This is a genomic window from Pseudomaricurvus alkylphenolicus (assembly GCF_011683955.1).
Classification (GTDB): domain Bacteria; phylum Pseudomonadota; class Gammaproteobacteria; order Pseudomonadales; family Cellvibrionaceae; genus Pseudomaricurvus; species Pseudomaricurvus alkylphenolicus.
The window spans coordinates 461,991-474,688 of sequence record NZ_JAAQPI010000004.1; the positions used below are offsets into that span (position 1 = coordinate 461,991).

Below are 12,698 nucleotides of genomic sequence, written 5' to 3' on the forward strand. Positions count from 1 at the left end.
GCTAGAAGGGAACTGACGACCTCTGGGTACAAAAACGACATTAGGCTCGAAAATGTCATAATCAGACAGTGATTAATCCACCATAATTGAAAATTTACGCCATAACGCCTAAAGTACAATCACCTCATGTCGTTTATGGTCTGTTTGTCATCCTATTAAAATGTCTCAGTCACTCCCCCAAACAACCGCTGCCAAACCCCAGTTATCGGTAGGTTTTATTCTGTTGCCACACTTCACACTGTCGCCGTTTGCCGCCTTTGCCGATGCGCTGCGACTGGCCGCCGATGAGGGTGATCACAGTCGCCAGATCCACTGCCAGTGGACGTTGATGAGCACCAGCCTGGACAGCATTGAATCCAGTTGTGGCGTAAAGGTGGAACCCTGGGAGACACTGCGCGACCCCTCAGACTTTGACTATATCGTTGTCGTTGGCGGCTTGTTGCATCAGGGGCCTACCGTCAGTCGCACAATCCTGGATTATCTCAGGCTGGCGGACCAACAACACGTAACCCTGATCGGGCTCTGCACCGGCTCTTTTGCGTTGATCCGTGCCGGGTTGTTGGACGGTCGCCGCTGCTGTGTGAGCTGGTTCCATTATCAGGATTTATTGGCAGAGTTTGACCAGGTCATCCCGGTGGCCGACCAGCTCTATGTGGACGACGGTGATCGTATCACTTGCGCCGGCGGTACTGCCTCGGCCGATCTTGCGGCAACCCTGATCGAACGGCACCTCGGTCTCAGTTGGGCGCGCAAGAGCCTGCGTATTCTCGTCATGGATCAACCACGCCCGGCAAACACACCGCAGCCTCAACCCGCCACCGAGAAATTGGCAGTGAACAACAAATGGGTAAAGAAAGCGCTGCTGTTGATGGAGCAAAATATGAGTCGACCGCTGGCAACCGACGACATTGCCGGTAAGCTCAACTTATCCAAGCGCCAATTGGAGCGGCTGTTCAACCAGGAAACGGGAGAGAGCCTGCAAAAGCTGTATCGCTCCATTCGCCTTCGATTTGGGCAATGGTTATTGCAGCACTCGCAACGGTCGATTACCGATATTGCCCAGGAATGCGGCTTTGCCGATACCGCACATTTTTCCCGGGCGTTCAAAGCCGCCTATGGTTGCAAGCCCACTGACATCAGGGGCGAGAACGCCAATGTCAGCAATAACCACACAACTGCGGTTCAGTTTATGAACGGTGAACCCGCCAATCCACCCACGACTGAAACTGACAGCAAATAGATGGGCATCACTGCTGCTCTGGCAGTCCTCGGTGAGCAATAATCTGCTTCCAAAGTGCCACTTCGTCAATGGTGATCCACTCCATGGTGACCTTACCATTGACCATGTAAGCCTGCGTCAGACCCATGATATAAACCGGTGCTCCGCTGGGGGCACCGAACTTTCCCCAACCGGTGTGGGTGGCTTCCACGCTCCAACGGAACGCGATGCGCAGCGGCTGGCCCGGATCACGGTTGACGATCAGGTGGTCAACACTGAAACGGGCATCGGGGAACGACGCCAGATAGTCAATGGCAAAGCGGTCAATGTCGCTGTGACCAATCAGGGTCTCGCTCCCCGGTGCTGACACGCAGGCACCTTCGGCATAGAGTTCACGAATCACCGCGGGTTCTTTCTCGCCCCAGCAACGGCTCCAGCCATTGGCGTAAACCTGGGCCTGCTCACTGTCATCAATCACATTGACATAGGTGCCCGCCACATCCGTGGCTGGAGAAAAGAACAGCACCTTGCCGTGAGCTTCAAGGTCATTGCGCGCCTGATGCAGAGCCAATTGCTCGGCATTGGTGCCCAGGCAATTGGCAAACGCCGACTGGTCACGAACCAGCCACTCCTCCACCACCTGATTTTTCTTCACCACGCACTCGGCGATAATTCTCGAGCGCACCGGTAATCCCGTGGCCTTGCCGTAGGCGCCACTGCCGGTATGAGTCATCACCGAGATCAATCGGTGAGAGGAAATAAAACCGGTCTCCTCATTGCCCTGCCAGATCACATCCTCACCCACCAACTGACGGTCCGGGAACTCGTGCAGAGTCTGCAAGGTCGCGGCAGTAACACTGGTGTTATCAGTGAGGATACCGCTGGGTGCGCGCACCAGCACATCGTCTGCGTAATAGCGCTTGAGTTTGGGGCCAACACCCCGGTCTTCCCAGATCTCGCGGGTGATGCCGAGAATATAGTCTGGCAGGTCTTTAAAGTGGGGGTCGAAGTCTTTCATGGGGTGTCTCATACCGACATTTTCGGGTTCGAATGCAATTATGGCAAATATTGGGGCAGTTGAAAGCGTTTCGCCAGAATAAAAGTGACTAAGACGTGGAAGAAAAGCGGCATTTGAATCAAGGATTCGAATACGCCCGTGTGGTACGATGAGGCCACATTTTCTAGCAGGCGACGTCCCGACAACATGACGAGAAAAACATTGCGCTTGAAGGCGGCAAGACATAAAGGTCAAAAACATGTCGATGAAGTGGTTGACAACGTCACTGATGGAGACCCAAAGAAACGATTCTTCAATGGCATCGCAATCAATCCTTCGCCGCGCATAAATCTGGAGTCAGGCTCTCCGAAACTCACAACACGAGCGATAGATTTGATCACGCCTATTGGAATGGGACAGCGAGGTTTGATTGTCGCTCCGCCGGGCTCCGGGAAAACGACGCTCCTGAAACAGGTTTGTCAGGCGGTGGGGAACGCTTACCCTGAGATCAAGCTGTATGCATTGCTCATTGATGAACGACCGGAAGAAGTAACGGATTTTAAACGAAGTGTACCCGCACAAGTACACGCCTCCTCTTCCGACGAAAGCTATGAACAACACGTACGCGTTGCCAATGAGCTGCTTGATGCCGCCTGCCGGGTAGCCGGCGAGGGTCACAACGTCATGATCGTTATTGATTCTCTGACAAGGCTGTCACGAGTCCATAATGCGGAGAGAAAAAGCAGTGGTCGCACTCTGTCAGGCGGAGTTGACGCCAGAGCCCTGGAAATACCGCGTAAGCTATTTGGTGCCGCCAGAAAGATCGAGAACGGTGGCTCGCTGACCATTCTGGCGACCATACTCGTCGATACTGGAAGCCGTATGGACCAAGTGATATTTGAAGAGTTCAAAGGCACAGGGAATATGGAAATCGTTTTGTCTCGAGAGACGGCGAATCAGCGAGTTTTTCCTGCCGTGGATATTGCCAAAAGCAGCACCCGCCGTGAGGAGCTGCTTCTAAACCCGAAGGATTTCAAGAGAGTAAGAGCATTAAGGAGAGCATTGTCCAGTTCTAACTCTGTAGCAAACACAGCAAGACTAATTGAACTACTCAGAGAATACTCAACGAATTCGGATCTATTAAGTGCTATCGACAAGGACGTATTATCTTCCAAGAGCTGACCATTGGCGGGCAGTGTACTGAGGGTTTGTGTCGTTATTGTTGCAATTGCTGGAATTTTCATCCAGGGTATACTGGATACCTACTTTCCTGTGATTTGGCTTTCTCTCATTGTACTTGTTAGTCGTCCAGCTTCGGATAGAGCTCCTGCCCCGCTGCAGGCGCCGAAACACCCATCCGGTCAAGGGTGCCGACATCCAATACTGGCGATGCATCAATATGCTGTGCATCCATCATCAGAGCAACACGCTGCAATGAAGAGATGATCATCATTTGCTCCCAGTCCTGCAGATCTGAGAACTGCCGAGTAAAATGTTCCTGCAGTGGAATCGGCGAATCTTTAAGCATCTCCGTCGCCTTGTCGGTTAGATAAGCATGGACCTTGCGTTTGTCTTCCGTAGAGCGCTCACGATAGACCAACTCCCGCTTTTCCAACCGATCCAGAATATTGGTTACCGTCGCCTGGCTCAGACTGATTTCGTTGGCCAGCTCACCAATGGTCACCTGGGCCTTATCCCGAATAGCCTGGAGTAACAGGATCTGTGGGGCCGTCAGGCCCGTTGTCTTGGCCAGGTGTTTGGAGTGGAGGTCGGTGGCTCTGATCACTCGGCGCAAGGACACCAATACTTCGTCGATACGGTTCAATGTAGTGACTCTTTTAAGTTGACATCACCTCATTATCCGACAAATAAGCCGCCTGAGCCATACCCAGTATCAGCGAATCATATCCAGGAAGTGACGGTGCTTTTCATAGTGATCCAATACGTCATTAATCAACTGCTCCTTGCTGTAACCCATCACATCATAGTTCTGGCTGCCTTCATTGAGGAACGGCTCAGCACGGTAGTAGTGCTGGTCTTGGGAGTTCTTGCCACCCTCCATGGTCGTCGCCAGGGTAAAACCCGGTCGCTGCAACCGTCTAAGCCGGATACTGTACTTAAAATCGATTTCTGAGCCGTGGTTAATGCTCAGGGTCACCCGATCATTGGCATTGTTTACCTTGGCCTGATAACCGCAGCTCTCCAGCTCGTCGGCGACAGACTGCAATGCGCTGGTGGCAGTCGAGGCGATATATTCTTTCACTGGCGAAGCCTTGGGCAACTGTGCAAGATTTTCAATCCGCTCCTTCCAGCTGTCTTCACCAGGATGACCGACGATGGATGAGGGGGTGGTGTTCATGGTATGGCGTAAACTTCGTCGCTTTAACAACTCAATGTGAAGCGACTTGTAGAGTGCGTAGATAATCAGGAGCAGTACTACTGAAAACGGCAGAGCACCAATTATCGTAGCAGTCTGCAAAGACGCCAGTCCACCTGCCAACAGCAAGATGATGGCAACGATGCCGATCATTGAACACCAGTAAAGGCGCTGCCAAACAGGTGTTTTGTCCTCACCATTGGAAGACAACATATTCACTACCAATGCCCCCGAATCCGCGGAGGTAACAAAGAAGATTACCACCATCACGATGGCCAAACCGGCTAGCAGGTTAGATAGAGGGAAATACTCCAAAAATTTAAATAAAGCCAGGGCATTGTTGTTCTTAACCGCTTGAGCCAGCTCCGGGCCCTGTTGGTTGATGATATCGATGGCACTGTTGCCAAAGATAGTCATCCAAAGAAAGGTAAAACCAGCGGGCACCAGCATCACACCAAGCACAAATTCCCGAATGCTCCTGCCGCGCGAGATACGCGCGATAAACATGCCGACAAAGGGAGACCATGATATCCACCACCCCCAGTAAAAAATAGTCCAACCGCCCAACCAATCCGTGGGATCATAAGCATAGAGGTTAAAGGTTTTGCTGACCAGATCAGACAGATAGTTGCCTGTATTCTGGACGAAGGTTTGCAGTAGTAGCAGTGAAGGCCCAACAATAAACACCAGCGTCATCAGCGAAATCGCCAGCGCCATGTTGACCTCTGACAGACGGCGAATTCCGCGATCCAGACCCGACAGCACCGAGGCGGTTGCAAAGGCAGTGACTGCGATGATGATAAGAATCTGTACTTGTACTGACTCGTTCACACCGCCGAGATAGTTGAGGCCGGCGTTGATCTGGGCCACACCGTATCCCAGAGAAGTCGCCACCCCCAACACGGTACCAATAATGGCGAAAATATCGACCGCGTTACCAATACCGCCATGCACTTTTTCACCGATCAGCGGATAAAGTGCGGAGCGCAGTGTCAGCGGCAAGCCATGACGATAACCGAAGTACGCCAGCGACAACCCGACAATTGCATAAATCGCCCAGGCGTGTAATCCCCAGTGGAAGAAAGTGAGTTTTAGGGATTCTCGGGCAGCATCCAGAGTACCGGGCTCACCCAGCGGAGGCTGAATGTAGTGCATAACGGGTTCAGCAACACCAAAAAAAAGCAGCCCAATACCAATACCGGCGGAGAACAGCATCGCGAACCATGTGGAGTAGCTGTAATCTGGTTGGGAGTGATCAGGCCCCAGTTTAATATCACCGAAGCGACTCAATGCAAAGTACACTACACTCAAACTGATGGTGGCCACAACCAGCACATAAAACCATCCAGCGGCCTCGACAATCTGCCCCTGGATGGTTTGAAAGTAGTCGGTCGCTGCCTCAGGGAACAACGCTGCAATGGCCACCATCAGGAAGATGATGGCAGAAGAAATAAAAAAGACGTGTGTGTGCAGTGAATTATTTTGCTTCATGAATGCTCAATCGTATGTCAAAGCTGGGATTCAGCAGTAGAGTCAGATAAAGAAATTGAATCCGGCAAAGAACTAGCCGGCAAATAGTTAACCAGCGTTGCGCCCAGGGCCTCTTCTAGCGGAGCGAGGTACTCTTCAAAGTGGCGCCAATGATCCAGACCACCGCGATACAACGGCTGCCTGACCTGTTCAGAACTCGCGGTGCGTACTTCTCGGCGATTTTGATGAAACGACAGGCAGGCATCATCGAAGGGCAGCCCGCAATAATCCAATAAGCGACGCACCTGAGGCTCAAAGTCCTCGACCAGCTGTTCATATTGAACCTGCAGGATTTGATCAGGAAACACTTTTTGCCAGTGCTCCATCAGCTGGACATAATCTCGGTAATAGCGACCTATGTCGTCGAGGGAATAGCTGAACTCCTGGCCCTGGGCAAACAGCTGTTTGTAGCCGCTAAAGCAACAGGCCATCGGGTGACGACGGGCATCAATGATCTTGGCGTTAGGTAGCATCAGCTTAATCAGGCCAATATGACGGAAGTTGTTGGGCATTTTATCGATAAAATGAGGGGCCCCCTGCCGAAACACCTGCGTGTCCCGTATATACTCCTGGCCGTATTGTTGTAAGCGTTCTTCATTCAGCTCCTCCAGTATCGCCGGGTAGCGGTGGTGATCCTGCAGTTTGCGTCGGCCATTGAGTCTATGCGCCAGATTAAGAATATTGGGCAACTCCAAGGTGCCGTCCACCTCGGGGTGGGACGACAGGATCTGCTCCAGCAGTGTCGAGCCTGCTCGCGGTAACCCAACGATAAAGATGGGGTCCGGCGCATCGTAACCCAGCCCTGCTTTCAACTGCACCAACTCCTCTGTCACCACCTGTCGTTGAAGCACCATCTCGTGCTGAATCCGGTCGTGTCGGTAACCGCTTTGTTGTTGCTTGGCCTGGTTACCCTGGCGGTAATAGTCAAAGGAGGCCTGGTAGTCTTCGCTATCTTCCAAGGCTTTGCCCAACGCAAAACACAGATGAATCCTATCCTCACCAGACAATGTCGTCCGAGACAAGAGAGACTTCATGCTGACTCTGTCTGATTCATTAAAAACGTAGGTTTTCAGATTCGCCAGCGACCAGTAGGCATCACCAAAACCCTCTCTCAGTTCGCTGGCCCGACGATAGGCATTGATCGCAGCGCTTTGGTCACCGCTGGTTTTGTAGGCATGCCCCAGAGACAGGTAGATCACCGATGGATTCGGTGTGAGATCAGCCCACTTGCTGTAGAGGCTTATCGCTTCTTCGTAACGGCCCAAGGCCAATGCCTGATTGGCTAGAGCCACAGCAGCCGATGGATTTTCCGGCAGCCGAAGACTTAATTCCAAAGCTTGGTCATACGCGAGCTGAAACTTCTGACGCTGCTTGAGCACATCAACATAGTCAAAGCGTGCCTGCACAAAATCCGGATGCATTTCTAGCACACTCTGCAACAGAAATTCTGCATCGTCGAGTATATTGAGTTCCAGGCCCAACCGAGCCAGCAGTCGCATAGCTTCGGGGTGATGAGGTGTTTTCTGAAGGAATGCCCGGCACAGCTTTTCCGCTTTGTAAAGCTTGCCTTCATGCAGCATACTGGTAACGCTCAGCAACTCCGGAGGCAGCGACTTTAGCCACTGCAGTTGCTGTTGTGCCGCCTGTTTGGCCTTGCCTGTTTCTAGTTGAACCAGGGCCGACCAGCTGGCCACCAGCGCTGGGTTACCTTGCACCGCGCGGCGGTAGTCGACCAGCGCTTGCGGCTCTTGTTGCTGCGCGATGCGGATGTGGCCGCGCTCTTGCCAGAGGCGACCAAACTCTGGGGCCGCTGCCTGCAGTTGTTCCAGAGTGTCCAGAGCTTCCCAAAAGCGCTTGGCATAGCGCTGGCAAACGGCTAGAACGTAGAGCGATTCTACGTCCTCAGCGTTATCTCGGAGCTGGCTCTTCGCCACCGCAATAGCTTTCACCAAATCGCCGCGCTTTAGCCAATCAGCAGCCGAGAGAGTCTCGTTTCCGTCAACCTTGATATCACTCACGGGTATACTGAACCTCTTAATAGGTCCAGCTTACGCGCATCCCCAGTGTGCGGGGTCGATTAGTCACCGTTCTCGGAATGTCGTCCATGGTACTGATAAACAATTCCGCCCGCTCGTCAGTCAGGTTCTGGGCATAAAATTCCAGATTCCACTGGTCCGTGCTCACACCAATGGCACCATCAAAGGTTGCGTAGCTATCCATTTCGTAACGATCACCAATCACAATCGAGCTATAGGCACTGCTGCTGTATTGACCGCTCAGCTGCCAATAGGCCTCCATTGCACTCAGCGCAAAGTGATAGCGCAGTCGCAGATTAGCCTGAAACTCGGGCGACATGGCCAGATCGCTACCCTGCTCGACAATAAATTCGCCGGAGCGCTCAGGTTTTTTCACTAATTCCGAATCATTGAAAGAGAATGCACCATTGATAGAGAGCTTATCCGTGGGCCAGTAAATCAGATCCCCTTCAATACCGCGCACCTCTGCCTCGCCGGAGTTGAAGGTACTGGTCAAGTTGGTGCCCAATCCACCGTCCTCAATGGGTTGTGGGTTAAAATAGGAGGTTTGCAGATTGCTCCACTCTACGTAATAGATGGCACCATTAAACTGCATAGATCCATCAAGCAACGTAGTTTTCCAACCAAATTCCAGATTGTCCAGCGTATCGGACTCAAACGACTGAGGCACCACCTCATTGGACGCGCGATTGAAACCGCCGGGGCGAAACCCCTCCGAATAGGTAGCGAACAGAAGTACATCGCCATTGGGTGCCCAATTAACGGTGGCCTTGAAAATGGTGTCCTTTTCGTTCTCGGGCTCCAACAGCTCATCGTAATTGCGCCCCCACTGTAAATCTTCTGGGCCTCGGTTGATAAAGTTCGAGGAGCCTACCATTTCCATGTCGATATCGTAGCGGCGAGCCCCCAGCGTCATGCTCCACTGGTCATTGAATCGGTAAGTCACTTCACCAAAGAAGGCCAACTGCTCCTGAGTGCGGGTAATGTCGTTAATAAATGCCACACCCGCCGGACGAACATTGGGGTTGGAATTGCTGGCCTCGCGAATGGGCTCATTGGGATGAAACCCCTGCACGACGGTCCCCTGGTAAATCCAATCACCTCGGTTAATAGACTCGGAATCATCGTAATAGACACCACCCACGAAGTGCCAGGTGGCATCCGGGTCGGTAGAGATACGAATTTCGTGCACTTCGCGTTCATACTCGCTCTCTCCCACAAAACCCATGATCGGAGCCTCACAACTGCTGTAAGACGGGTATTCACAGATATAGTAAGGAACAAACGAGCCCACATTGGCGTAACCCGCGTAATCGATGGAGGATTCGACTTCACGATCCAGGTAGGAACCGGTATAGATCACATCGAGCATGCCCAGACGGCCTTCCAGCGTCAAGGAGACATGTGTAAATTCGTCTTCAAGATCATCTTCAAAAAAGCGTGTCGCTTCCAGATCCCCTACTTCAGGGTCGTAATCAAACACTCCGTCAGTACCCAGCTCCTGGTCGGTCACCTGAACCAATAGCTCCCAATCGTCATCAATCGCGAGTTTCGCGCCAGCACGAACACCCCGGTAATAGGAGTCGTTAAAGTCTTCCTCCACCAAGTGCGAATTGTCGGCGGACTTGAACTCGGAGGACTCGAATTGTCCGCCAGTTTCGCCAGGACCATTGCCGTTTGAAAAAGCCGGGTTATCGAACTGATCCAGAGATACGGTGCTGGCGACATTGTCGATGTAACCACCATTGCGAACATCGTAAGCCGCCAGGCGTATGGCCAGCCGATCCTTGATCACTGGTATATTGACCATTGCCTCCAGAGAATAGTTTTCCGAACCCTCGTAGGTACTGGAGCCCGACGCAGACACACTGGCCTCCACTTCATCCAGCTTAGGCTTGTTGCTGATCAAGCGCACTGTTCCGGCCTGTGAGCTGGCACCAAACAGAGTCCCTTGAGGACCAGGTAAAACCTCTACCCGCTCCATATCGGTCACATAGATATCCAGGTTACGGCCCGCCGCTGTTACCGGCGCCTCATCAAGATAGAGTGCAACATTGGGTTCTGACCCGGCCGCACTCGACAGCATAACCGCCACCTGATCGGTGGAAATACCCCGTATATAGATGTTGTTTTGGCCGGGCCCGCGGCCGCCGAAATTCACATTGGGCAGAAACTTCAGATAGTCGCTGAAATCACCAATATTCAGCTCATCCAACGCTTCTCCACCAAGAGCTTGAACCGTGACAGGGATATCCTGCGTACTGGCCTCACGTTTGGTAGCGGTTACCACCACCTCTTCGATCTGCATTGCACTCACTGGCATGGCGCACGAAATGGCCATAGCAACGGCACTCGCCAGGTGATTTCTGAGAAATTGGCGCTGGATCATGTGGGGTCCCTGGGGTTGAGTTTATTTATAGCTCTAAATTATAGAAGACAAATTGTATGATCTCTATGATATTAAAGAACACATTTTATCCATGTATAACGTAGTTCGCAGAAGATAGTGCAAATTTGAAGTATTTTGCCCCCATTTCCGACAAGTTGATCAAATTGAACACTATGAAAATTGGTGTTTTATGACAACTCTAGATGCTTTAGATGGCTTAGTTAGGGTCGAACTAGACAATTCACACTGGCCAGCCTAAGCTGCCTGGATGTCTACAATACAACCTACAGCTACTGCAGTTTCCCTCGTTCTCGGCAGCGGCGGCGCCCGGGGTCTCGCTCATATCGGCGTTATCCGCTGGTTAGAGGAGCATGGATACCGAATAAGCTCGATTTCCGGATGTTCGATTGGTGCCCTCATCGGAGGCATCTACACCGCGGGCAAACTGGATGAATTCGAACATTGGATTCGTGCTATTCAGGCGCTCGATGTGCTGACACTTTTGGACGTATCACTGGTCAAGGGCGGCTTTATTAAGGGTGACAAGATCATCGACACCCTTAAGACCCTGGTCGGTGATTTTACCATCGAGGATCTGGACATCCCCTTTACGGCGGTGGCGACCGATATTGATAACGAAAGGGAAGTGTGGATCAATCGCGGTTCGCTGTTTGAAGCGATCCGAGCTTCCATTTCCCTGCCTCTGTTTTTTACACCGGTAGAGCGCAACGGCGTAAAGTTGATTGATGGCGGAATTCTGAATCCAGTGCCCATTGCGCCAACCTTTAATGACGACACGGATTTGACCATTGCGGTTAATCTGGGCGCCAGCCGAGACTGTTATGTCGAACTCGAAAAGCCGGAAGCAGCCGCTGACAACAACTCCTTTTTTGAAAATGGCATTAACAACTTTATTAAAAGCCTGATGTCCAGCGCCCCGAAACAGAAAGCACAATGGGGGATGTACGATGTGGCCGACCAGTCCTTTGATACGATGCAGAGCGCTATCGCCCGGCAAAAGCTAGCGGCGTACCCACCGGACAAGGTGATTCAAATTGCGCGAAATCAATGTGGCATTCTGGAGTTTGATCGTGCCGAGGAAATGATTCAGTTGGGTTACCAAAGGACTGCCGAAACACTGGCCTCTATGGACCATTCCGGAAATTGAGTACTATTGAAGCCTGACCCGCTGCTGACGTCAAGACCAGGTTACGGGGTAAACCACAGTTCCCGGCGCTGAATGGGGGTACCGGTTGGCAGAAGGGGATTGACCAACTGGACTCGATGACGGGTTTCAAAGTTGGATCGCCGAATCTGCTCCCCATGCCGTTCCCAAAAAAGTTTGTCGAACTCGCCATTGGCGATCATGTATTCCAACCCCTGTAGCAGGTCCTGCGCCAGCACCTCGTCATCGTTGCGTACAAAGAAATAGACGGCGGCAGGATATTGCAACACCAGGTGCTGATCGACGGCGAGCGTCAGGTGTTTGCGCTCTTCGAACTCTGTCCATACCTCTAAAGCGGAGCGCGGATAGTAGTCAATTCGTCTGCTGGCCAGCATCTTGAAGAGGCCTTCGTAGGTAGAAGATGATTCAACCGCAAAATGATTCCATTTGAGAATTTGGGTATCCGGCCAATCGTGTACTTGACCGGCGCGCAGCGCTGAAACACTCTTCTCCGTGTTGGCCGCTTTGAATAGATCAAGATTGCTGTAGGATATCAGCGGTATTCGCCAGCCGATCAGTCCCTTGAACAGAGGAATGGGGATTGCGCGCAGTTTGATCTCCCGCTCCTTGGTGGTCATAGTCCAGACTATATCCAACTCACTGTTCTCGGTCAGAATCCTCAGAGCTCGCCCCTCCCGGATGGAGGTGGTATTGGGCTTCAAGCGATAAGGTCGTTCCGAATGTGACAAAGCCTTCTCCAAAAGCGGAAGGACATAGTTTCGATTTGGGCCAATCTCCGCGAATTGAGCGGGATATTCGATATCCCTGGCCTGCGTGAACCCAGAATCCACCAATAAGGTTAACAGTGTTGCAGCCCACAGCATACGGGTGACAAGTCGACCCGATGCTTCATCGGGTATTGGGGGCGAGTGAGCAATCATGTTGATCCTGTGCTGTGTTGATCACCTGCGCGAAAGTCTCCCAT

General features: G+C 52.1%; 9 protein-coding genes. 3 read left to right on the top strand and 6 right to left on the bottom strand.

Going from position 1 to position 12,698, the window contains the following annotated elements; genetic code table 11:
• The first annotated feature begins 160 nt into the window (after window positions 1-160).
• Window positions 161-1,240 carry a GlxA family transcriptional regulator gene (locus tag HBA55_RS13705; protein WP_166992070.1) on the top strand — a complete coding sequence of 360 codons (1,080 nt, stop codon included), beginning with the start codon at window positions 161-163 and terminating at the stop codon, window positions 1,238-1,240.
• 7 nt (window positions 1,241-1,247) lie between these two features.
• On the opposite strand, the gene HBA55_RS13710 is transcribed toward HBA55_RS13705, so the two are convergent.
• The gene (locus tag HBA55_RS13710; protein WP_166992073.1) at window positions 1,248-2,237 is read right to left on the bottom strand and encodes a nuclear transport factor 2 family protein; all 990 of its coding nucleotides are present in this window, start codon (window positions 2,235-2,237) and stop codon (window positions 1,248-1,250) included.
• 186 nt (window positions 2,238-2,423) lie between these two features.
• Here HBA55_RS13710 and rho point away from each other — a divergent pair, with 186 nt between their 5' ends.
• Window positions 2,424-3,398 (top strand): transcription termination factor Rho, encoded by a 975-nt coding sequence (rho, locus tag HBA55_RS13715; RefSeq protein WP_166992076.1) that lies wholly within the window; start codon window positions 2,424-2,426, stop codon window positions 3,396-3,398.
• Between the two features lie 118 nt (window positions 3,399-3,516).
• Here rho and HBA55_RS13720 read toward each other — a convergent pair whose 3' ends face one another.
• The 4 genes from HBA55_RS13720 to HBA55_RS13735 form a co-directional block, all read right to left on the bottom strand.
• A complete protein-coding gene (locus HBA55_RS13720; protein WP_166992079.1) occupies window positions 3,517-4,041 on the bottom strand; it encodes a MarR family winged helix-turn-helix transcriptional regulator in 525 nt (174 codons plus the stop codon).
• A 69-nt stretch (window positions 4,042-4,110) separates the two neighbouring features.
• Entirely contained in the window at window positions 4,111-6,084 is a 1,974-nt protein-coding gene (locus HBA55_RS13725; RefSeq protein WP_166992082.1) for a BCCT family transporter, read from the bottom strand.
• A gap of 17 nt (window positions 6,085-6,101) precedes the next feature.
• On the bottom strand, window positions 6,102-8,141 hold the full coding sequence (locus HBA55_RS13730) for a tetratricopeptide repeat-containing sulfotransferase family protein (RefSeq protein ID WP_338109409.1): 2,040 nt from the start codon (window positions 8,139-8,141) through the stop codon (window positions 6,102-6,104).
• Window positions 8,142-8,157: 16 nt separating this feature from the next.
• Window positions 8,158-10,548 (bottom strand): TonB-dependent receptor, encoded by a 2,391-nt coding sequence (locus HBA55_RS13735; RefSeq protein WP_166992085.1) that lies wholly within the window; start codon window positions 10,546-10,548, stop codon window positions 8,158-8,160.
• Window positions 10,549-10,816: 268 nt separating this feature from the next.
• On the opposite strand from HBA55_RS13735, the gene HBA55_RS13740 reads away from it, so the two are divergent.
• Window positions 10,817-11,716 carry a patatin-like phospholipase family protein gene (locus HBA55_RS13740; protein WP_166992088.1) on the top strand — a complete coding sequence of 300 codons (900 nt, stop codon included), beginning with the start codon at window positions 10,817-10,819 and terminating at the stop codon, window positions 11,714-11,716.
• A 41-nt stretch (window positions 11,717-11,757) separates the two neighbouring features.
• On the opposite strand, the gene HBA55_RS13745 is transcribed toward HBA55_RS13740, so the two are convergent.
• A complete protein-coding gene (locus HBA55_RS13745; RefSeq protein WP_166992091.1) occupies window positions 11,758-12,462 on the bottom strand; it encodes a transglycosylase SLT domain-containing protein in 705 nt (234 codons plus the stop codon).
• Between the last annotated feature and the right edge of the window lie 236 nt (window positions 12,463-12,698).